Origin of the sequence: Novosphingobium colocasiae (assembly GCF_014652555.1) — a bacterium.
Lineage (GTDB): Bacteria > Pseudomonadota > Alphaproteobacteria > Sphingomonadales > Sphingomonadaceae > Novosphingobium > Novosphingobium colocasiae.
The window spans coordinates 53,399-73,583 of sequence record NZ_BMZA01000008.1 but is presented as its reverse complement, the minus strand read 5'-3'; the positions used below and the strand labels follow the sequence as shown (position 1 = coordinate 73,583).

Genomic DNA, 20,185 nt, shown 5'->3' with positions numbered 1-20,185 from the left:
CTTGCCCTAGGTGCCTGAACCGTCGCTGACGGTGCCTTCGCCGGCATCGCTGACCAGCGAGATCGAGGTGAACCCGGCGCGGTTGAGTTCGCCCATCACTTCCATCACCCGGCCGTAATCGATCGCGCGATCGGCCCGCAGCGCCACCAGCGGGCGCTTGCCGTCCGGTTCTGTCGGGACGGCGGCCAGCCGGTCGGCCAATTCGCCGGGGGCAAGCTGGGTGGTGTCGAACCAGATCGTGCCATCGCGCTTGATCGTAATGGTGATCTGGTGCTGCGCTTCGGCCATCGCCTTGGCGCGGCTTTCGGGCAGTTCCACCGGGACCGCGGCTTTCAGCAGCGGCGCGGTGACCATGAAGATGATCAGCAGCACCAGCATGACATCGACCAGCGGGGTGACGTTGATTTCCGCCATCGGCGCGCGCGCGCCGCGCCCGCGTCGGCCGCCGGAGCCCTTGCCGTGAAGGCCCATCGCCATCAGCGTTGCTCCAGCTCGCGGGTCAGGAGCGGCTGCAGGCGATCGGCGAAGCGCTGGAGCCGGGCTTCGACCCCGTTCACCCGGAACGAGAAACGGTTGTAGGCGATGACCGCTGGGATCGCCGCGAACAGGCCGATCGCGGTGGCAAACAGCGCTTCGGAGATGCCGGGCGCGACCACGGCGAGCGAGGAATTCTGCTGCTGGCCGATCTGGAAGAAGCTGTTCATGATGCCCCAGACCGTCCCGAACAGACCGACGAACGGCGCGACCGAGCCGACCGTTGCCAGGAAGTTCAGCCGATCTGCCAGCCGTTCCGCTTCTTCGCCGACCACCGAATCCATCGCCAGCGCCACCCGCTGGCGCGCGCCTTCAAGATCAAGGTTGCGGATGGCGGCATTGCGCCGCCATTCGGAAAGCCCGGCACCGGCAACCCGGGCAACAGCAATATCTCCGTCGCCGGCGCTCTTGTGAAAGGCCTCGAAGTTGTCGGCCTTCCAGAACCCGCGCTCGTAGCGGTCGCAGCGGCGGGCGATGCGGCGGACCCGCATGCTGAAGGTCAGGATGATCGTCCAGACCCAGACGCTGGCCAGCAGCAGCCCGAGCATGATCGCCTGAACCACGATATCGGCATCGAGAAACAGGCGGATGGGGTTGAGCCGGTCGGGACCGGTGCTCATCGACAGCGCGGGCATCAGGATGTCGGAAATCATTGGGTTCCTTCCGGTTCGGCAGAAGCGGGAACGGGGGGTGGTACGGGCGATGGCGGGACCATCGCGGCAAAGGCGTCCTGCCAGGCCTGGGGCTGGCGCACAGGCTTTCCGGCCGGGGTGATGAACCCGATCTTTACGCCCGCGTCGACCAGCACCTGATCGTCGCGCAGAATTCTCTGTTCAAGCGTGCACGATACGCGGCCCACGGAAACCGCCCGGGTTTCGACCACCACCGTCTCGCCCAGCCGGGCCGGGCGGCGATAGCGGATCGCGAGTTCGGCCACGGTATAGATCCCGGTGCCTTCGGCCAGCGCCTGCGCCTGATCGATCCCCAGCAGATCGACCAGATCGGAGCGCGCCCGCTCCATCCAGCGCAGGTAATTGGCGTGATAGACCACGCCGCCGGCATCGGTGTCCTCGTAGAACACACGAAGGGCATAGCGGTGAATCGATCCCTCGATCGCGCCGCAATAGGGGTGCAGGGCGGCTGTCATGACGTCGGGCCGGGGTTCTATCGGCTAAGCGCGGCCCATGCAAAGGTGCGCTGCACAATTGAGCGGGAAAACATGGCTCAGGGGATCATCTGGAAGAACTGCCGCCCGCCGAAGATGTGGACGTGCAGATGCGGCACTTCCTGGTGGCCGTTCGTGCCCATGTTGACCATCAGCCGATAACCGGGGCCATCCAGCTCCAGTTGTCGCGTTACGGCCCCGACCGCGCGCATGAAGCCGGCAATCTCGGCATCGCCGGCCTTGGCGGTGAAATCGTCCCACGAAACGTAGGGTCCCTTGGGGATCACCAGCACGTGGACGGGTGCCTGCGGGCGGATATCGTGGAACGCCAGCGCGAAGTCATCTTCGTAGACCTTGCTGCACGGCAGTTCGCCGCGCAGGATTTTCGCGAAGATGTTGGCATCGTTGTACGGTTCGCGGGGATCGATGGGCATGGCTTCTCCGGGATTGTCCGCCAGGGATCAGGATCGGGGGCGTGATGCCTTCTCGGCGATGCCGGAAGTGCCTTCGCGCCGGTCGAGCTCGGCCAGCACCGCCGCCAGCGGCACGCCGCGTGCGCGCAGCAGGACCATGAGGTGGAACAGCAGGTCCGCAGCCTCGCCGGTCAGCGCCGCTTCGTCCTGCGAAACCGCGGCAATCACCGTCTCGGTCGCTTCTTCGCCCACTTTCTGGGCGATCTTGCCAACGCCCTTGGCGAGCAGGCGGGCTACGTAGCTGGCATCGGGATCGGTCCCGGCGCGCGCGGCGATGGTCGCCTCCAGGCGGGCGAGGGTATCGGCGGCAGGGTTTGGCGGCAGCGCGGTCATGATGCGCCTGCCATGCGGCGCGGTGCGCAGGCGGTCAAGCCGCTTGGCTATTTGCGCGGACGCTTGGCCGAAAGCTTGCGCCCGATGACGACGCCGGCGGTGCCGAGCGTGAACAGCAGCATGCTGCTGGGTTCGGGCAGTACCACGCCGCCCGCAGCATGCGCCGGGGCGGCGATAAGCAGGGCCGGCAGGACAGTCGGCAAAGCGCGCAGGAGTGGCAAATCGGCCTCATCGATTCGAGGGACAAGGCCGGTTTCGGACACTTGCCGCAGCGCAGCAAGCGCCGATCCCGCCCTGTCCCGATCCGGGTCAGCGGGGTGCCAAACCTTAACCGCGTGCGGGCAGGCCGGCGGCGCGCAGGGCCGCGTGCGCTTCGGCGATCGAATGCTTGCCGAAATGGAAGATCGATGCGGCCAGCACCGCGCTGGCCTTGCCTTCGGTGACGCCGGCAACGAGGTGATCGAGATTGCCGACCCCGCCCGATGCGATGACGGGCACCGACACCGCCTCGGCGATGGCGCGGGTCAGCCCCAGGTCATATCCCGCCTGCGTGCCGTCGCCGTCCATGGAGGTCACCAGCAGCTCGCCCGCGCCCAGCCGGGCCAGCTTCACCGCGTGTTCCAGCGCGTCGATCCCGGTGGGCTTGCGGCCGCCGTGAGTGAAGATTTCCCACTTGCCGGGGTTCACCTGGCGGGCATCGACCGAGGCGACGATGCACTGCGATCCGAACCGCGCGGCGATGTCGGACACCACTTCCGGGCGGCTGACGGCAGCGGAATTGACCGCCACCTTGTCCGCCCCCGCCAGCAACAGCGCCCGCGCATCCTCTGCCGTGCGCACGCCGCCGCCCACCGTCAGCGGCATGAAGCACACTTCCGCCGTCCGGCGCACCACGTCGAGCAGGGTGCCGCGCCCTTCGTGGCTGGCCGAGATATCGAGGAAGCACAGCTCGTCGGCCCCGGCCTTGTCATAGGCGCGCGCCTGCTCGACCGGATCGCCGGCGTCGATCAGATCGACGAAATTGACGCCCTTGACCACGCGGCCATCGCGAACGTCGAGACAGGGGATGACGCGGATGCGGACGGTCATGGGCGGCTCCATTTTTAAGCCCTCTCTCCTTTAGGGGAGAGGGTTGGGAGAGGGGCTTTACAAGGTCCGAGCCCCCGCTCAACTCCGGCTAGCGCGCAAGCGCGCAAGCCTGCATATCTCTCCCCTGAAGGGGAGAGAGGTCTAACGTCACACCCGTTCCGCCATGGCGATCGCGGTCGCCAAGTCCAGCTTGCCTTCGTAGAGCGCGCGGCCGGTGATGACGCCTTCGATGCCGTCACGCGAATGCAACGCCAAGAGGCGGATATCGTCGAGCCCCTTGACGCCGCCGCTGGCGATCACCGGAATATCCACCCGGCGGGCCAGATCAACGGTGGCGTCGATATTCACGCCTTTCAGCAGGCCATCGCGGCCGATATCGGTGAACAGCAGGCTGGCGACGCCGGCATCCTCGAACCGGCGGGCGAGATCGACGACTTCGACGTCGGAAACATCGGCCCAGCCTTCGGTGGCAACCATGCCGTCCCTGGCATCCACGGCGACGACGATGCCGCCGGGAAATTCCTTCGCCATGTCCTTGACGAATTCGGGGTCCTTGAGGGCTGCCGATCCCATGACCACGCGCGATACGCCCATGTCGAACCAGCCTGCCACCGCCTCGCGGGTGCGGATGCCGCCGCCAAGCTGGACGTGGCCGGGGAAGACTTCGAGAATCGCCTCCACCGCCTCGCGGTTTTCGGCGCGGCCGGCGAACGAACCGTCGAGATCGACGACGTGGAGGTACTGCGATCCGGCATCGGCGAACAGCGTGGCCTGCGCTGCCGGGTTATCGCCGTAAACAGTGGCGCGCGCCATATCGCCTTCGGACAGACGCACGACCTGACCGGCCTTGAGGTCGATGGCGGGAAATACGATCATGCCTTGCAGGCCCCTCTCCAACTGCGGCTAGGCCCCTGACGGCGCCAAGCCTTCGTATCCTCTCCCCGTGCGGGGAGAGGATAGCGCAGCTTGCCGCCCCGGCGGCTAGCGAAGCTTGGAGAGGGGTTGTTCAAGGCTTCCACTCCAGAAACCGGCCGAGCATCGACAGGCCGTAGCCCTGGCTCTTTTCCGGGTGGAACTGCACGCCGACGACATTGTCCTTTGCGACGGCGGCGACGAGCCCGCCGCCGTGGTCGGTCATCGCCGCCACGGTGCGGCCATCTGCCACGGCGAAGTGATAGGAATGGAGGAAATAGGCCTCACCCGGCTCGATCAGCCCGCCGGACGGGTCGGACCGGCCGACGGCGACATCGTTCCAGCCCATGTGCGGCACTTTGACCATCGGGTCGGTCCGCTCGATCAGCTTCACTTCGCCTTCGATCCAGCCCAGCCCTGCGGTCTCGCCATGCTCCAGGCCGCGCGTGGCCAGAAGTTGCATGCCCACGCAAATGCCGAGGAACGGCGCACCGCCGACGAAGACCCGCTCGGTCATCGCCTCGACCATGCCGGGCAGCGCGCGCAGGCCTTGCGCGCAGGAGCGGAACGAGCCGACGCCGGGCAGGACAATGCGATCCGCCGCGCGCACCACGCTGGCATCGCCGGTCACCGTGACGTGATCCGCTCCCGCCGCCCGCAGCGCGTTGGCGACAGACTGGAGGTTGCCCGCGCCATAGTCGATGAGGGCGAGGCTCATCCCTCCAGCCCGGCGATATCGGGGGCGAGGAAGCTGGGCGTCCATTCGATCACGTCAACGGCGGCAACGCCGCCGGTCACGAACGGATCGCCGTTGGCCAGCGCCTGCATTGCTTCAACGCTCTCACCGGTCGCCAGCACGATGCCGCCTTCCAGCGGCACCTTGCGCCCCCAGCCGATGAAGTGGCCGGCGGCGTGGTTCGCTTTGAGCCATTCGACGTGCGGCCCGCGCAGCGCGTCCACCGCTTCGGCGGGCGCGGTATAGCGGATCGACAGGATGAAGCTGGCCATCACAGGGTGTCCGCGCCGAGGATGCCCTTGGTCGAGGGAACGGCACCGCCCTTGCGGGGGTCAAGCTCTACAGCGCTACGCATGGCCCGGGCAAAGCCCTTGAAGATGCCCTCGCAGATGTGATGGTTGTTGGTGCCGTAGAGCTGTTCGATGTGCAAGGTGATGCCCACCGCCTGCGCGATCGAGTGGAACCAGTGTTCCACCAGTTCGGTATCGAATTCGCCCAGCTTTTCCTGCGTGAACTTGGCCTTCCACACCAGATAGGGGCGGCCCGAAATATCGAGCGCGATGCGGCTCAGCGCTTCGTCCATCGCCGAGTGCGCTTCGCCGTAGCGGCCGATCCCGGCCTTGTCGCCCAGGGCCTGGGCAATGGCCTGGCCGATGGCGATGGCGCTGTCTTCGGTGGTGTGGTGCTGGTCCACATGCAGGTCGCCCGCGATCCTGCACGTGATGTCGATCAGCGAATGGCGCGAAAACTGCTCGATCATGTGATCGAGAAAGCCGATCCCGGTCGCCACGTCATAGGCACCGGTGCCGTCGAGGTTCACCTCGACCGCGATGTCGGTTTCGTGAGTCTTGCGAGTGATACGGGCAGTGCGCATGGACAGGGCCTATAATCCTCCGGTAGCGGGAATCAATCGCATCGGGCCCAACAATCGCGTGCGGGCCGATCAGCGCGATCGGGTCGATCGGGCCACTTCAATCGTTTCCAACTCGCTTTCTCTGTTGGAAAGTTCTATGTTTGGCGTGTTTCCGGCTTGACCGGCCCATGCCCGATGCCCACCAAGACCCGCGATGACCGAGATCCCGCAAGACAGCCTGATCCCTTACGACGAAATCGTCCAGGAAGCCCTTCGTGCCGTTGTCGGCCGGGTTCTGGGCCAGGTGGAAGCATCGCGCGGGATGCTGCCGGGCGCGCACCATTTCTACATCACCTTCAAGACCACCGCCCCGGGGGTCAACATTCCGCCCGAACTCAAGGCGCGCTTCCCGGACGAGATGACGATCGTGTTGCAGAACAAGTTCTGGGATCTTTCGGTGAGCCCGGACGGCTTCTCGGTCAGCCTCAGCTTCAACCAGGTCCCGGCCAAGCTGGTCGTGCCGTTCTCGGCGATCACCGCGTTCGTCGATCCGGCGGTCGATTTCGGGCTGCAGTTCCAGGCCATCGCCGACGACGACGATCACGACGAGCTGACCGAGGCCGGGAACGACGGTTCGGAACGCGATGCCGCCTCGCGCATTACCCCCAGCGATGACGGTTCCAATGTCGTCTCCGTCGATTTCGGCAAGAAAAAGTAGGCACACCTCGCTCGTCCGGTGCGGGGCCCATCCGTCGGGACAGGTTTATGGTTAAGCAGGCGAAATCGGGGGCAACTACAGGCAAGGCCGCCGCCTTGCGCGATAGGGCCCGCAGCGGCGCTTCGGCGATCGCCGGCAAGATCAGGCGCAAGCCGCGCCCCGATGTCGCCGAACTGCGCGGGCCCAGCCCCGATCCGCACACCAACCTGATGATTACCGAAGTGGCACTGATCGGCGGCTCGATGCTGGTCAAACAGGCGGTCGAACGCGCGCTGCTGGGCAAGAACTATTCGCCGCGCAAGGCCAAGGCGATCCTCAAGGGCCGCAGCCTGAAGGAAACGATGCTGCATGGCGCGGTCGCCAAGGTCGCCACCAGTTCGATCCCCGGCGCGATCCTGGTCGGCGGCGGACTGATCGCCAAGACCCTCTACGATCGCACCAACGCCCGCTCCGCCCGGCGCAAGGGCGCGGCAGAGCTTCAGGTCATGGCAGAGGACGGCAAGCCGGGCTGATCGCCTTGCGATCAACCGCCCCTTGATTTGCGGCGCTGCCCCCGCCATCGGGGGGCATGACCAGCCCCAGCCACAACCCGGCCCTGTCCAGCGATCACGGCGATCTGCCCCGGCGCGGCCTGATGTTCATCATGTCGAGCCCTTCTGGTGCGGGCAAGACCACCATCTCGCGCATGTTGCTGGAACGCGACCCGTCGATCCGCATGTCGGTGTCCTGCACCACCCGCCCGCCCCGGCCGGGCGAGGTTGACGGCAAGGACTATCATTTCGTCAGCCAGGACCGCTTCGACGCGACGATCGCGGCGGAGGAATTCCTCGAATGGGCGCACGTTTTCGGCAAGAGCTACGGTACCCCGAAGGCGCAGGTCGAAGCCGGGCTGGCCGCCGGGCAGGATTATCTGTTCGACATCGACTGGCAGGGCACGCAGCAGCTTTACCAGAAGCTGGAGCGCGATGTGGTGCGCGTGTTCCTGCTGCCGCCCAGCATTGATGAATTGCGCCGCCGGCTCACCGGGCGCGGCACCGACAGCGCCGAAGTGATCGCCGATCGCATGGCCCGCGCCCAATCGGAAATCAGCCACTGGGACGGCTACGATTACGTCTTGGTCAACGATGACGTCGATCGCTGCTACGCCAAGGTGGAGCAGATTCTGGCGGCGGAACGGCTCAAGCGCGCGCGGCAGACCGGGCTGATCGGCTTTGCCCGTACCCTGATGGCCCCTGCGGGCTGAGCGGTTTTCGCGCCCGCAACCTTGTTATCGCGGGCAAGGCGCTTTAGGCGCGCCCGCAACACCTATTGCCCGGAGTCGTCTCAGCCATGTCCCAACTCGAAACCGCGATCGAAGCCGCCTGGGAAGCGCGCGACACCGTGACCCCCGCCAGCGCCGATGTGCGCAAGCTGGTGGACGAGGCGCTGGGCCTGATCGAAGCGGGCACCGCGCGGGTCGCCGAGCCGGACGGGCAGGGCGGCTGGAAGGTCAACCAGTGGCTGAAGAAGGCGGTGCTGCTGTCGTTCCGCCTCAACGACAACGCGCCGGTCGCCGGCGGCGCCGGTGGCGCGCCAGCGTTCGACAAGGTGCCGGTGAAGTTCGCCGGCTGGGGCGAGGATGAATTCCGCGCGGCCGGCTTCCGGGTCGTTCCCGGCGCGGTGGCCCGGCGTGGCACCTACATTTCGAAGGGCGTTGTGCTGATGCCCAGCTTCGTCAACATCGGTGCCTATGTCGGCGAAGGGACGATGGTCGATACCTGGGCAACCGTGGGCTCGTGCGCGCAGATCGGCAAGAACGTCCACATCTCGGGCGGCGTCGGCATCGGCGGCGTGCTGGAACCGCTCCAGGCCGGCCCGGTCATCATCGAGGACAACTGCTTCATCGGCGCACGTTCGGAAGTGGCCGAAGGCGTAGTGATCGGCGAAGGCGCGGTGCTGTCGATGGGCGTGTTCATCGGCGCATCGACCAAGATCGTCGATCGCGCCACCGGCGAAGTCCACATCGGCAAGGTGCCGCCCTATGCGGTGGTCGTACCCGGCTCGCTGCCCGGCAAGCCGCTGCCCGACGGCACCCCCGGCCCGTCGCTGTACTGCGCCGTGATCGTCAAGACGGTGGACGCGCAGACCCGTTCCAAGACCGGTATCAACGACCTCCTGCGCGACTGACGGGATGGTGGCCGGGACCGGATGGTCCCGCCGCCGGGAACAGCGCTGGCGAACGGTGCGTTAACGAAAGGAACGATCGCCTTTGTGCGGTCTGCAACTTTCGGAGACGCATCATGCAGGCACCTGCCGGCGAAACCCACCTCGACAAGCAAGAAGCCCGAGCGGGCACCGGTCCGCGCGCCATGCGCTATGTGCTGCTGATCAGCGTGGCTTTGGCCATCGTTGCCCTGTCGGCCATCTGGATGACCGGGGCACTTAGCGCGCCGGAAAACGATGGCCAGGCGAATACCGCGACAGCCGGCACAGCGGGCTAGCCGTGGCCGGTTTGCGCGTAGGCTCCAAGGTCCATTGGACTTGGGGCACGGGAACGGCGGCCGGGCGGATCGTCGAGCGGTTCGAACGCCGGGTCAGCCGCACCCTCAAGGGCAAGCGTATCGCCCGCAACGGGACGGCGGACAATCCGGCATTCCTGATCGAGCAGGACGGTGGAAACCGCGTGCTGAAGCGCGGCTCCGAACTGCAACCCGCCTGATTTTGCCGCGTCGGGAACTTTGTGCCCGATCCGTGCGTTTGGACATCGGGCCCGGAAAATTGCGGCCGTCAGAGCCGCGTCCTTGACCTTCCGGGTCGGGAGAACCGCGATGCACAAGCTCGGCGAAGAAATCCACCTTGAGGAAGACGAGGCACGGGGCGGCTCGACCCCGCATATCGTGCGCTACATCCTGGCGATCAGCCTCGCTCTCGTCATCCTGGCGATGTCGGCCACCTGGATCAGCAGAAGCCTGCTCGATGCGCCCAGCCGTGGTGGACCGGTCACCGCCGAGGAACACGCGCTGGGCGGCTGACGCCGGCCCGATAGACGCTTGGCTTTCTTCGTCATTGCTAACCCGCAAAGCGGGTGAAGCAATCCAGAGCGACGCAAACCGCCCTGGATTGCCGCACGACCTTCGGTCGCTCGCAAAGACGAAAGGGTCAGCAACGCATGGCGAGTGTTGGCTGAACGCAGAGAACCGGCATCAAAACGTCGTCGGCGATTCGACTGGGGGATCGCCGCGATGCGCGGCGGCATAGGCTTCCGCAGCTTTCAGAACGCGCAGGATGTTGCCGTTTGACAGCTTCTGCAGGTCTGCAGAGGAATAGCCGCGCCGCGCCAGCTCGGTGAACAGCGCCGGATAGGCGGATACGTCGGGCATTCCCGCCACCCCGTTCGATCCGCCATCGAAATCGCCGCCCAGTCCGACATGCGCGATGCCGATGCGGCGGACGATATGATCGATGTGATCGGCAATCTGGCCAAGGGTGGCGACCGGCTTGGGGTTGGCGTTTTCCCACGCGGCCAGCCCGGCCTTGGCGGTGTCCGGCGCGCCGGGGTAAAGCGCCTTCAATCGTGCTTCCTCACCCGTCCAGTTCGCGCGCCACTGGCGCAGCGGCTCGCTGACATAGCTGGGATAGAAGTTGACCATGATGATGCCGTCGTTGGCCTTCAGCCGATCCAGAACCGCATCGGGCACGTTGCGCGCATAGCCGTTGATCGCCTCGGCACCCGAATGGCTGAAGATCACCGGCGCTTTGGCCACATCCAGCGCATCGGTCATGGTCTTGGCCGATACGTGGCTGAGATCGACCAGCATGCCCAGCCGCTGCATCTCGCGTACGACGTCGCGGCCGAAGTCGGTAAGGCCGTTGTGGGCAGGGGCATCGGTGGCGCTGTCGGCCCAGGCGGTGTTCTTGAAGTGGGTCAGCGTCATGTACCGCGCACCCAGAGCATATATCTGACGCAGCACGCCGAGCGAGCCGCCGATCGAATGTCCGCCCTCCATGCCGAGCAGCGAGGCGATCCGGCCTGCCTTCATCGCCTTTTCCGCCCCGGCTGCGGTGGTCACGAATTCCATGTCGCGCGGGTTGGCGGCGATCACCCGTTTCATCACGTCGATCTGTTCGAGCGTGGCCTGCACCGCGTGCTGGTCATCCAGCATGGCCGACACGTAGACCGACCAGAACTGCGCCCCCACGCGCCCCTGCCGCAGGCGCTTGAGGTCGGTCTGCATGGCATCGAGCTTTTGCGCCGGGTCGGCGGTGGCGGTGGTGTCGGCAAAGTCGAACCCGGCGAGCACGTCCTTGCGCCGGTCGCGCAACTGCTCGGGCACGTCATTATGCCCGTCCCACACCGGTGCGGCACGCAGCGCGGCTTCGGCGGTGGCTTCCGGCGAAGCGGCAAGCGCCGCATCCGGCCCTAGCGCAAACGTCAGGGCGGCAAGGAGGGCGGGGGTAAGGCGAGCGAGCATGACGATGACCTTGCGACAAGCGGGGTAAGGCAGGAGACAAGCCGATCCACAGCCGCGCGGCAAGACCTCTTGCGTATCAATACGACGGTTGATCGGCTCCGTCGCGGTGCGTACCCGTGTCCCTTCATGGATGCTTTCGATTACATCATCGTCGGCGGTGGCAGCGCGGGCTGCGTACTTGCCAATCGCCTGAGCGCCGATCCGCGCAACCGGGTGCTGCTGCTCGAAGCGGGCGGGCGGGACAATTACATCTGGGTCAAAGTGCCGGTCGGTTACCTGTATTGCATCGGCAATCCGCGCACCGACTGGTGCCTGTCTACCGAGCCGGAGCCCGGTCTGGGCGGCCGGGCGCTCAAGTATCCCCGTGGCAAGGTGCTGGGAGGCTGCTCGGCGATCAACGGCATGATCTACATGCGCGGGCAGGCGGCGGACTATGACGGATGGCGGCAGATGGGGCTGCCGGGCTGGAGCTGGGACGATGTCCTGCCGTTGTTCACCGGGATGGAGGATCACTACCAGGGGCCGGGGCCGGTTCACGGCAGTGGCGGCGAACTGCGGGTGGAGCGCCAGCGGCTGCGCTGGGATATCCTCGACGCCTTCCGTGCCGCCGGCATCGAATACGGGCTGCCGGCCACCACCGATTTCAACGGCGGCGATAACGAGGGCATCGGCTATTTCCAGGTGACCCAGCGGCGCGGCTGGCGCTGGAGTGCGTCGGACGCGTTCCTGAAGCCCGTCCGCAGCCGCGCCAACCTGCGGGTGGTGACCGGGGCGCTGGTGGATAGGGTCACGATAGAGGACGGGCGGGCCAATGGCGTGCGCTGGCATCTGGGCGATAGCGTCCACCACGCGCGCGCGGAGGGTGCGGTGGTGCTGGCGGCGGGGGCGATCGGCTCGCCCGCGATCCTCGAACGCAGCGGCATCGGCGATGCCGTGCGTCTGGCGCGGCTGGGCATCACGCCGATCGTCGATCAGCCGCAAGTCGGCGCGAACCTGCAGGACCATCTCCAGTTGCGCTGCGCCTGGCGGGTCAGCGACGTATCGACGCTGAACCAGCGCGCCGCCAACTGGTTCGGCAAGGCGATGATCGGGCTGGAATATGCACTGCTGCGCAGTGGCCCGATGGCGATGGCTCCCAGCCAGCTCGGTGCCTTTGCGCGCAGCAGCCCGGACAAGGCGACGGCCGACCTCGAATGGCATGTCCAGCCGCTCAGCCTCAACGCCTTCGGGGAGCCGCTCGACCCGTTCCCGGCGTTCACCGCCAGCGTCTGCAACCTGCGGCCGCAAAGCCGGGGCACGACGCATATCGCCAGTGCCGATCCGGCCATGGGCCCGCAGATCCGGCCCAACTATCTGGCGAGCGAGGAAGACCTGCGGGTGGCCGCGCAATCGATCCGCATCACCCGCGCGATCGTGGCGCAGCCTGCGCTGGCCCGCTACGCGCCGGTCGAACTGCGGCCGGGCGCGGACTATGCGGAGGAGGAGGAACTGCGCGCGGCGGCGGCGCAAGTGGGCACCACGATCTTCCACCCGGTGGGCACCGCCGCCATGGGCCGCGTGGTCGATCCGCGATTGCGGGTGACCGGAGTGGACGGCCTGCGCGTCATCGATGCCTCGGTGATGCCGACGATCACCTCGGGCAACACCAATGCGCCGACGATGATGATCGCCGAGAAGGGGGCGATGATGCTGCTTGAGGATCGTGGCTGAAGCGGCAGGCCTGTTCGTATCGCGCGTAACCGGGATACGTTAGCGCGGGGCGCGTCTCGACTACGCGCGATACGAACCGGGCCCGCTGTTCAGCGGCGGGCGCGTTCGGGATGAGCGTCCGTATCACGGATGCTCGAACAATCCGTGCCGCACAGCGACTGGCCCAACATGATGAGGCCCTGCTGGATCGCGGCGAAAAAGCGCCACATCAACCCGTCTCCATTCGCTGCCGACGGTGTCAGAATGCCCGTCGAGTCTCGCTACCCGATTATGACGCAATTGCTTGCGCGCTGCAAGGTTCGCGATAATCGCATGTGTGGTTGCGTTGAGCGCAACGCACTCGCGGTCGCCGATCGACTCGTTTTGTCCTTCGTCATTGCGAGCCCGTGAAACGGGTGAAGCAATCCAGGGCGGTTTAAACCGCCCTGGATTGCCGCGCGACCTGCGGTCGCTCGCAAAGACGACGCCGATGGGGCGCTTGATGCGCTGGATATCGGTGTTCCGGAACGCAAGCCGATACAACGCGTTGAACCGTCAGGGAGGGTGACGAACGGAGAAGCGGCCGTGATCCAAGCCCGAACCCTGATGATTGCCCTCGCTGGCGCTGCCGGCCTCGGCAGTGCTGTCAGCATGGCGGTGCCGACCCGGATGGCGATCTCGGCCCCGACGATCGGCGGCCATGCGATTGCGGGGCCGGCCGGCGATGAGTTGGCCTATTACAGCGAGCCGGGACCGCAAGACCTTGACCCGACGGCCTACTATCCCGGTAGCTGGACTTCCGATCCGTCAACTCCGGCCAGCGCAAGGTGGCTGGCGGCAAGAGCGTCCGGCTATCCACCCGCGCGGGACGTTCCGGAGGCGGCTGAGCCGGTGGAGCCTGAAATGCTCCAGAACGTCGTTTCCCCTGCGCCTGACGCCATTGTTTCGACCGATGACCAGCCTTCCACGGTCACCGTGGTCAGCGGCAACGCCGACGGCGCTGTCGATTCATCCATGCGCGAACATATCGCCGTTATCGACGTGCCCGCCCCGCAATAGCGTTCAGGGTGCCTTGGGTCCGGTGGCCGGGTGGGCTGTGGTCCAGCCGCAACCCATCCGGGTCTCGTCGCCAAGCTGCAGCGTGGCGGCGAACGGATAGTGCCGATCGGACATGCCGTCCGAACAGTCGTCCGGCCCCAGCGCGATCGTCAGGTGCTTGCCTTCCAGTTCACCGCCGAACGATAGGCCGCCGCGACCGGCGAACCGTTCGATCGGGATCTGCACGCCATCGGGCTTCTCGGGCGTTGTGTAGGTGAGCATGTTGCCCTCCACCTTGCCGCTCCAGAACGGCTCGGTACCGGACAGAAACACCGTTTCCGAGGCAGCGATGCCGTGCCAGGGCTGATGGTCGTTCATGTCGCCCGGAACGTCGTGCGAAGAGGAATGGCATCCGCCAAGGGCGAGGAGCAGGAGGGCTGCCGGGCGAAGGATCTTGCGCATGCGCTGGCGATAGGCGCGCGGGACGGGGGCGACAAGCCGCTTGAGGTCGCCCCCCGTCAGGCGCAGCCCTCGACATAGCCCAGCACCGGCCAGGTGCCGATGTGGATGAAGCTGACGTGGCGACTGGCATCGATCTCGAACCGCAGGGCCGGGTCGCCGCTTTCGCCGTTCGGCGCGGTGAGATACTTCGCCGGGGCTTCCTCATAGGTGTGCGGTGCTTCGCGGAAGCCGGCGAACCACTTCTTCACGTCCGCCTCACTGTCGCCCACGCCGATCCCTTCGGCGAGCTTGACCCGCGAGCCCTCGCCCGCGGTGATGCGGCGCACGGCCCCATCCTCGACGATCGCGTAGACGCCGGGATAGCCGGCCGAATTGTACGTCAGGCAGGTGTCGGACGCCTGCACCCCGTCGGCCTTCCACGAGCTGCCCTTGGGTACCGGCTTGCCGATCTCCAGATCGCCCAGACCTTCAAGGCGAAGGAGATTGACGGGAACGGGCATGGGTGCGGTTTCCGGCGTTGCTGACGGCTCAGGCACAGCCGTTTCGGTCGGCGCGGCGGACGATGCGCCGGCAGTGGGCTCCGAAGCGGGTTCGGGTGAGCAGGCCGCAAGGGCGACGAAGGGCGTGAGCGCGAGGGCAAGCAGGTGCGGTTTCATAGTGTCCTTTCCAACTGCGCGGCGGCGGCCGGGTTCCCGATCAGGCTTCGCCGGTGGTGACATAGATCTCGGCTTCGATCACCCATGCTCCGGCAACATTGCGCCATTTCGCGGCGTAAGTCCCGGTTGCCAGCGGCTCGGCCGCGCCGGCAGCGATGCCGCTCCAGCGCCCGCATTCCATCGCGATCGGCTCCACCGGGGAAAGGTCGATCCGTTCGGGCGTGCGGGTATAGACGGTGCGCGGAGTATGGGCGAATTCGCGTTTCCATACTTTCAATTGCGCCACTCGTCCGGCGATCACCGCGCTGTCGCTGCCGGTTATCATCACGCAATCGCGCGCCAGCAGCGGGGCGATCGCGGCGGCATCGCCATCGGCAATGGCGCGGTTGAACAAGGCGCGGCGGGCGCGGATCGCGATTTCGGACATCGGACCCGTTTGGCCCGTCGCCCGGCGGCAGGCAAGCGCGGCTTGGCGGTTCGGCGCGGCCGCGTTAGACATGACCATGCTCACCGAAATCAACTTCGACGGGATCGTCGGCCCCAGCCACAACTACGGCGGGCTCAGCCTTGGCAACCTGGCTTCGGCCCGCAACCTCGGGCGGACCAGCGCCCCGCGCGCGGCGGCCCTCCAAGGGCTGGCGAAGATGCGCGCCAACCTGGAGCGCGGCTTGCCACAGGGCTTCTTCCTGCCGCAGCGCCGACCCGACCGCACGTGGCTGGGCCAACTTGGCACCGCGATGGAGGATGCCTCCAGCGTGCTGCGCGCCAATGCGCTGTCGGCCAGTGCGATGTGGGCCGCCAACGCCGCCACCGTCAGCCCGGCCGTTGATACCGCAGACGGGCGCTGCCACCTGACCGTCGCCAACCTGGTGACGATGCCACATCGCAGCCACGAATGGCGTGACACGCTGGCGCAGTTGTGCGTCGCCTTTGCCGACCCCGCCCATTTCGCCGTGCATGCGCCGGTCCCCGCCCCGTTCGGTGATGAAGGCGCGGCCAATCACATGCGGCTGTGCAGCCGCCACGACGAACCCGGCGTCGAAGTGTTCGTCTATGGCGAAGGCGGCGGCCCGTTCCCCGCACGCCAGCACCCGCAGGCCAGCGAAGCGGTGGCGCGCATCCACGGGCTTGATCCGGCGCGCGCGCTGTTCGCCCGCCAGTCCGATGAAGCGATCGCGGCCGGGGCCTTCCACAATGATGTCGTCGCGGTGGCGAACGAGCGGGTGCTGTTCGCCCACGAGCAGGCCTTTGCCGCCAAGGCCGAACTGTTCGCGGCGCTGACCGGTGCCGTGCCGGGCTTCGAGCTGGTGGAAGTGCCGGCGGCGCTGGTCAGCCTGGAGGATGCGATCGCGTCCTATCTGTTCAACGCCCAACTGGTCACCCTGCCCTCGGCCGAAATGGCGCTGGTCCTGCCCGGCGAGGCGCGCGACAATGCGGCGGTGTGGCGCTATCTCGAAGCGCTGGTGGCGGGCAATGGACCGATCCGCCACCTGTTCGTCCATGACTTGCGCGAATCGATGGCCAATGGCGGCGGCCCGGCGTGCCTGCGCCTGCGCGTTGTCGCCGATCCCGACACAGTGGACCCGCGCTTCATCGCGACCCCCGCCAGGCTCGACGCGATCGAGGCGGTGGTGAGCACGTACTGGCCCGAGACGATCGCCGTGGGAGATCTCGACGATCCGGACTTGTGGGCCCGCCTCGATAGGGCGCACGCGGCGCTGTGCGCGGCACTGGACCTGCCCGAACTGGGCTGAGGCTACGGCGCGAAGCCTGCCTGCCTGAGCCCGATACGAACGGGAGGCAGAAGGGCTCAGCCCTTCACGTCGGCCCATTCGGGATGGCGCTCGAACGCGGTGACCACATAAGAACACACCGGGCCGATCTTGAAGTGGTTCTCGCGCGCATCGGCGACCATCGCTTCGACCAGCCGCCCGGCGACGCCGCGCCCGCCGATTTCGGGCGGCACCAGCGTGTGTTCGGCATGGCGCACGCCATCGCGCTCGGTCCATGTCAGCCGCCCGATCGCATCGCTGCCGGCCACGTGGGCGTGGTATTCGCCGGTCTTGCCGTTGTCGTGCGCGGTGATGGTAACGCCAACCATGTCGTTCTCCTGATGCGGCTTGACGCCGGGTGCGGTCTTCTAGAGGGCATATGGCCATGCAGTTCCTGTCCGACAATGCCGCCCGCGTTCACCCCCGTGTATGGGCAGCGCTGCAGGCGGCTGATGGACCGGACGTGCCTTATGACGGCGACCAGTTGAGCGCCCGGCTCGATGCCGCGTTCTCGGACCTGTTCGGCCGCGATTGCGCCGCCGTCTGGGTGGCGACCGGGACGGCCGCGAATTGTCTGGCGCTGACGACGATGGTGGCCCCGCACGGCGCGGTGGTCTGCCATCAGGACGCGCATATCGAGGGGGACGAGGGCGGCGCGCCGGGGTTTTACCTGCACGGGGCCAAGCTGCTGCTGGCTGGGGGCGAAGGCGCAAAGCTGACGCCGGAAGGGATCGCGGCGGTGATCGATCCGATCAAGTCCGATGTCCATCGGGTGCAACCACAGGCGATCTCGATCACCCAGGCCAGCGAACAGGGCTGCGCCTATCGCCTGGCCGAACTCGCGGCCTTGTCTGCCTTCGCCAAGGCGCGCGGGCTGGGCCTGCACATGGATGGCGCACGGTTCGCCAACGCGGTGACGTTCCTCGGCTGCTCCCCGGCCGAGGCGGCGACCGGGGCTGACGCGCTGAGTTTCGGGATGACCAAGAACGGAGCGATGAGCGCGGAAGTGGTGGTGCTGTTCGATCCGGCGCAGGCGCAACTGGTGCGGATGCGGCGCAAGCGGGCCGGGCACCTGCAGTCGAAGGGCCGGTTCGTCGCCGCGCAAGTGCTGGCGATGCTGCAAGACGGCCTGTGGCTCGACAATGCGCGTGCCGCCAACGCCGCTGCCGCCGCGATCGCTGCCGGTGCGGGTGCGCGGCTGCGCTATCCGGTGGAGGCGAACGAAGTGTTCCTGCGCTGCACCGCCGCCGAGCGCGCGGCGCTGCGCGCGCAGGGTTTCGGGTTCTATGACTGGGACCAGGAAACCGCCCGGTTCGTGACCGCGTGGAACGCCGATCCGGGCGCGGTAGCGGCACTGGCCCGCGCCATCGCCGCGCTATGACCGGCCGGCAAGGGGTGCGGGCCGGGGTGCTCGTGCCCTTCGTTCTCGTCACCGTGATCTGGGGATCGACCTGGCTGGTCATCAAGGACCAGATCGTTGCCGTGCCGCTGGAATGGACGATCGTCTGGCGGTTCGCGCTGGCGGCGCTGGCAATGTGCGCGCTGGCTCGGCTGCGCGGCGAAAGCCTGCGCCTGCCCGATGGCTGTCAGCGCATTGCCGTGCTGGTCGGCCTGACCCAGTTCTGTGCCAATTACCAACTCGTCTACCAGTCCGAGCACATTCTGACCTCGGGGCTGGTGGCGGTGTTCTATGGCTTGCTGGTGCTGCCCAACGCCTTGCTCTCGCGGATTTTTCTGGGCACGCGGGTGAGCCGCGGGTTCATCGCCGGATCGCTGGTGGCGGTGGCGGGAATCGCCCTGCTGCTGGTCCACGAAGCGCACATGGCACCGGCCGGGGCGATGGTAGGCAAGGGCATCGCGCTCAGCGTGCTGGGGCTGATGGCGGCATCATGCGCCAATGTCATCCAGGCCGCGCCGGCCGCCCGCAAGGCGCAGATGGTGCCGCTGCTGGCCTGGGCGATGATCTGGGGCACGCTGATCGACGTGGCGCTGGCGCTGGTCGTGGCGGGGCCCCCGGTGATGGACTGGCGGCCGTCCTATCTGGGCGGCATCGCCTATCTGGCGATCCTGGGGTCGGTGGTCACTTTCCCGCTCTATTTCCACCTGATCCGCGAACTGGGCGCGGCCCGCGCCGCCTATACCGGAGTGGCGACGCCGGTGTTCGCGATGGCGCTATCGACGCTGTTCGAAGGCTATCGCTGGACCGCGCTGGCGGTGGCGGGATCGGTGCTGGCGCTACTGGGCGTGCTGCTGGCCTTACGGGCGCGGGAAGGGTGAGCGGGTTTCACCCGGAGGCGCGGAGTAGGTGCGTATGCGGCGAAGCCGCCTTTCAATCTCGCGAAGCATTCCCGGTAATCCATGAGGAACGCCTGCGACGCGGCGCGATCTCTCTGCGTCTCTGCGTGCCCTATAACTCCTCCGCGTCTCCGCGCCTCCGCGTGAAACTCCTGCTTCTAACGATCCGCCAAGTCAGGGGCGCAGCGCCGCCAGCCCTTCGGCATAAGTCGGATAGGCGGGCCGCCACCCCAGCAGGCGGCGGGCCTTGCCGCTGGCGACGCGGCGGTTCTCGGCATAGAAGGCGCGCGCCATGGGCGAGAGGTTGGCCGCTTCCAGCGACAGCAGCGGCGGCGGTTCGCGGCCGAGCAGGCGGCAGGCGTGCTCGATCACCCGGTTCTGCGGGCAAGGCAGATCGTCCGCCAGGTTCCACGCGCCGGGCGGCGCATTGAGGCCGAGCAGCACCGCCGCAACGATATCGTCGGCATGGATGCGGCTGAACACCTGACCGGGCAGGTCGATGCGGTGGGCGCGCCCTTCGGCCAGCCGGTCGAACGGGCTGCGGCCGGGGCCGTAGATGCCCGGCAGTCGCCAGACCCGCGCTCCCGCCGCCAGCCATGCGGCATCCGCCTCGGCCCGCGCGGTGCGCCGGCCGCGTCCCACCGGCGCGCTTTCATCGACCCATGCCCCGCCGCTGTCGCCATAGACCCCGGTGGAGCTGAGATAGTGCAGCGTCTTGCCGCGCAGTGCCTCACCATAACGGTCCAGCACCGGATCGAGTCCCTCCCCGCCGGGCGGGACCGATGACAGGACATGTCCGGCATCGGCCAGCGCCAGCCGGACCGAGCCTTCATCCTCGAACGAAAGCGTACCGTCGCGGCCGGTGGAAATGACCTCCCACCCCCGCGCCGACAGGGCGGTGGCCAGACGCGCGGCGGTATAGCCGAGGCCGAAGATGAAGAAACGCGGTGACATGCGGGGAACCGTAGTGTCGCCGGCGGCGATCGCAAGGCTGCTTGATCTTGCCCTG

29 protein-coding genes are annotated in these 20,185 nt (G+C 67.1%); 12 read left to right on the top strand and 17 right to left on the bottom strand.

Annotation, left to right across the window (positions count from 1 at the left end; genetic code table 11):
- Positions 1-6 precede the first annotated feature (6 nt).
- The 11 genes from IE122_RS11660 to hisB form a co-directional block, all read right to left on the bottom strand.
- Positions 7-477 carry an ExbD/TolR family protein gene (locus tag IE122_RS11660; RefSeq protein ID WP_189621343.1) on the bottom strand — a complete coding sequence of 157 codons (471 nt, stop codon included), beginning with the start codon at positions 475-477 and terminating at the stop codon, positions 7-9.
- Complete coding sequence (tolQ, locus tag IE122_RS11655) at positions 477-1,187, bottom strand: protein TolQ (protein WP_189621342.1); 711 nt, start codon at positions 1,185-1,187, stop codon at positions 477-479. Before tolQ ends, IE122_RS11660 begins: the two co-directional genes overlap by 1 nt.
- On the bottom strand, positions 1,184-1,681 hold the full coding sequence (locus IE122_RS11650; protein ID WP_189621341.1) for a YbgC/FadM family acyl-CoA thioesterase: 498 nt from the start codon (positions 1,679-1,681) through the stop codon (positions 1,184-1,186). The genes tolQ and IE122_RS11650 overlap by 4 nt, the downstream gene beginning before the upstream one ends.
- 77 nt (positions 1,682-1,758) lie before the next feature.
- Positions 1,759-2,133 (bottom strand): histidine triad nucleotide-binding protein, encoded by a 375-nt coding sequence (locus tag IE122_RS11645; protein ID WP_189621340.1) that lies wholly within the window; start codon positions 2,131-2,133, stop codon positions 1,759-1,761.
- Positions 2,134-2,160: 27 nt separating this feature from the next.
- Positions 2,161-2,505 (bottom strand): phosphoribosyl-ATP diphosphatase, encoded by a 345-nt coding sequence (locus IE122_RS11640; RefSeq protein ID WP_189621339.1) that lies wholly within the window; start codon positions 2,503-2,505, stop codon positions 2,161-2,163.
- Positions 2,506-2,552: 47 nt separating this feature from the next.
- Positions 2,553-2,708: a PEP-CTERM sorting domain-containing protein gene (locus IE122_RS11635; RefSeq protein ID WP_229814059.1), complete on the bottom strand. Its 156-nt coding sequence runs from the start codon at positions 2,706-2,708 to the stop codon at positions 2,553-2,555.
- A 124-nt stretch (positions 2,709-2,832) separates the two neighbouring features.
- The gene (gene hisF / locus IE122_RS11630) at positions 2,833-3,594 is read right to left on the bottom strand and encodes an imidazole glycerol phosphate synthase subunit HisF (RefSeq protein ID WP_189621337.1); all 762 of its coding nucleotides are present in this window, start codon (positions 3,592-3,594) and stop codon (positions 2,833-2,835) included.
- A gap of 147 nt (positions 3,595-3,741) precedes the next feature.
- The gene (gene hisA / locus IE122_RS11625; RefSeq protein WP_189621336.1) at positions 3,742-4,470 is read right to left on the bottom strand and encodes a 1-(5-phosphoribosyl)-5-[(5-phosphoribosylamino)methylideneamino]imidazole-4-carboxamide isomerase; all 729 of its coding nucleotides are present in this window, start codon (positions 4,468-4,470) and stop codon (positions 3,742-3,744) included.
- Between the two features lie 130 nt (positions 4,471-4,600).
- Positions 4,601-5,224: an imidazole glycerol phosphate synthase subunit HisH gene (gene hisH, locus IE122_RS11620; RefSeq protein WP_189621335.1), complete on the bottom strand. Its 624-nt coding sequence runs from the start codon at positions 5,222-5,224 to the stop codon at positions 4,601-4,603.
- Positions 5,221-5,514: a YciI family protein gene (locus IE122_RS11615; protein WP_189621334.1), complete on the bottom strand. Its 294-nt coding sequence runs from the start codon at positions 5,512-5,514 to the stop codon at positions 5,221-5,223. Before IE122_RS11615 ends, hisH begins: the two co-directional genes overlap by 4 nt.
- Entirely contained in the window at positions 5,514-6,116 is a 603-nt protein-coding gene (hisB, locus tag IE122_RS11610; RefSeq protein WP_189621333.1) for an imidazoleglycerol-phosphate dehydratase HisB, read from the bottom strand. The genes IE122_RS11615 and hisB overlap by 1 nt, the downstream gene beginning before the upstream one ends.
- 193 nt (positions 6,117-6,309) lie before the next feature.
- Between hisB and IE122_RS11605 the strand changes: the two genes are divergently transcribed.
- The 7 genes from IE122_RS11605 to IE122_RS11575 all read left to right on the top strand — a co-directional run bounded on the left by IE122_RS11605 (position 6,310) and on the right by IE122_RS11575 (position 9,824).
- Positions 6,310-6,813: an SspB family protein gene (locus IE122_RS11605; protein ID WP_189621332.1), complete on the top strand. Its 504-nt coding sequence runs from the start codon at positions 6,310-6,312 to the stop codon at positions 6,811-6,813.
- Between the two features lie 47 nt (positions 6,814-6,860).
- Positions 6,861-7,325 carry a hypothetical protein gene (locus tag IE122_RS11600; protein ID WP_229814057.1) on the top strand — a complete coding sequence of 155 codons (465 nt, stop codon included), beginning with the start codon at positions 6,861-6,863 and terminating at the stop codon, positions 7,323-7,325.
- A gap of 56 nt (positions 7,326-7,381) precedes the next feature.
- Complete coding sequence (gene gmk, locus IE122_RS11595) at positions 7,382-8,056, top strand: guanylate kinase (protein ID WP_189621331.1); 675 nt, start codon at positions 7,382-7,384, stop codon at positions 8,054-8,056.
- 86 nt (positions 8,057-8,142) lie between these two features.
- Positions 8,143-8,979 carry a 2,3,4,5-tetrahydropyridine-2,6-dicarboxylate N-succinyltransferase gene (gene dapD / locus IE122_RS11590; RefSeq protein ID WP_189621330.1) on the top strand — a complete coding sequence of 279 codons (837 nt, stop codon included), beginning with the start codon at positions 8,143-8,145 and terminating at the stop codon, positions 8,977-8,979.
- Positions 8,980-9,092: 113 nt separating this feature from the next.
- The gene (locus IE122_RS11585) at positions 9,093-9,293 is read left to right on the top strand and encodes a hypothetical protein (protein ID WP_189621329.1); all 201 of its coding nucleotides are present in this window, start codon (positions 9,093-9,095) and stop codon (positions 9,291-9,293) included.
- A gap of 2 nt (positions 9,294-9,295) precedes the next feature.
- On the top strand, positions 9,296-9,511 hold the full coding sequence (locus tag IE122_RS11580) for a hypervirulence associated TUDOR domain-containing protein (protein ID WP_189621328.1): 216 nt from the start codon (positions 9,296-9,298) through the stop codon (positions 9,509-9,511).
- Between the two features lie 109 nt (positions 9,512-9,620).
- Positions 9,621-9,824: a hypothetical protein gene (locus tag IE122_RS11575; RefSeq protein WP_189621327.1), complete on the top strand. Its 204-nt coding sequence runs from the start codon at positions 9,621-9,623 to the stop codon at positions 9,822-9,824.
- Positions 9,825-9,995: 171 nt separating this feature from the next.
- Here the strand turns inward: IE122_RS11575 and IE122_RS11570 are convergent, their stop codons facing one another.
- On the bottom strand, positions 9,996-11,264 hold the full coding sequence (locus tag IE122_RS11570; protein ID WP_189621326.1) for a dipeptidase: 1,269 nt from the start codon (positions 11,262-11,264) through the stop codon (positions 9,996-9,998).
- 126 nt (positions 11,265-11,390) lie between these two features.
- Here IE122_RS11570 and IE122_RS11565 point away from each other — a divergent pair, with 126 nt between their 5' ends.
- Both IE122_RS11565 and IE122_RS11560 read left to right on the top strand, forming a co-directional pair.
- Positions 11,391-12,974, top strand: coding sequence for a GMC family oxidoreductase (locus IE122_RS11565; RefSeq protein WP_189621325.1), 1,584 nt, complete (start codon positions 11,391-11,393; stop codon positions 12,972-12,974).
- A 564-nt stretch (positions 12,975-13,538) separates the two neighbouring features.
- Positions 13,539-14,012 carry a hypothetical protein gene (locus tag IE122_RS11560; protein WP_189621324.1) on the top strand — a complete coding sequence of 158 codons (474 nt, stop codon included), beginning with the start codon at positions 13,539-13,541 and terminating at the stop codon, positions 14,010-14,012.
- 3 nt (positions 14,013-14,015) lie between these two features.
- Here IE122_RS11560 and IE122_RS11555 read toward each other — a convergent pair whose 3' ends face one another.
- The 3 genes from IE122_RS11555 to IE122_RS11545 are packed head-to-tail and all read right to left on the bottom strand — an operon-like array spanning position 14,016 to position 15,536.
- Complete coding sequence (locus IE122_RS11555; protein WP_189621323.1) at positions 14,016-14,453, bottom strand: COG3650 family protein; 438 nt, start codon at positions 14,451-14,453, stop codon at positions 14,016-14,018.
- A 56-nt stretch (positions 14,454-14,509) separates the two neighbouring features.
- Entirely contained in the window at positions 14,510-15,109 is a 600-nt protein-coding gene (locus tag IE122_RS11550) for a hypothetical protein (protein WP_189621322.1), read from the bottom strand.
- Between the two features lie 40 nt (positions 15,110-15,149).
- Positions 15,150-15,536 (bottom strand): DUF4440 domain-containing protein, encoded by a 387-nt coding sequence (locus IE122_RS11545; RefSeq protein ID WP_189621321.1) that lies wholly within the window; start codon positions 15,534-15,536, stop codon positions 15,150-15,152.
- A 76-nt stretch (positions 15,537-15,612) separates the two neighbouring features.
- Between IE122_RS11545 and IE122_RS11540 the strand changes: the two genes are divergently transcribed.
- Positions 15,613-16,863: an N-succinylarginine dihydrolase gene (locus IE122_RS11540; protein WP_189621412.1), complete on the top strand. Its 1,251-nt coding sequence runs from the start codon at positions 15,613-15,615 to the stop codon at positions 16,861-16,863.
- 56 nt (positions 16,864-16,919) lie between these two features.
- Here IE122_RS11540 and IE122_RS11535 read toward each other — a convergent pair whose 3' ends face one another.
- A complete protein-coding gene (locus tag IE122_RS11535) occupies positions 16,920-17,210 on the bottom strand; it encodes a GNAT family N-acetyltransferase (protein ID WP_189621320.1) in 291 nt (96 codons plus the stop codon).
- A 56-nt stretch (positions 17,211-17,266) separates the two neighbouring features.
- Here IE122_RS11535 and IE122_RS11530 point away from each other — a divergent pair, with 56 nt between their 5' ends.
- Positions 17,267-18,262 (top strand): threonine aldolase family protein, encoded by a 996-nt coding sequence (locus IE122_RS11530; protein ID WP_189621411.1) that lies wholly within the window; start codon positions 17,267-17,269, stop codon positions 18,260-18,262.
- Positions 18,259-19,158 (top strand): DMT family transporter, encoded by a 900-nt coding sequence (locus IE122_RS11525; RefSeq protein WP_189621319.1) that lies wholly within the window; start codon positions 18,259-18,261, stop codon positions 19,156-19,158. Before IE122_RS11530 ends, IE122_RS11525 begins: the two co-directional genes overlap by 4 nt.
- 192 nt (positions 19,159-19,350) lie before the next feature.
- On the opposite strand, the gene IE122_RS11520 is transcribed toward IE122_RS11525, so the two are convergent.
- Positions 19,351-20,130, bottom strand: coding sequence for a Rossmann-fold NAD(P)-binding domain-containing protein (locus IE122_RS11520; RefSeq protein WP_189621318.1), 780 nt, complete (start codon positions 20,128-20,130; stop codon positions 19,351-19,353).
- Positions 20,131-20,185: the final 55 nt, after the last annotated feature.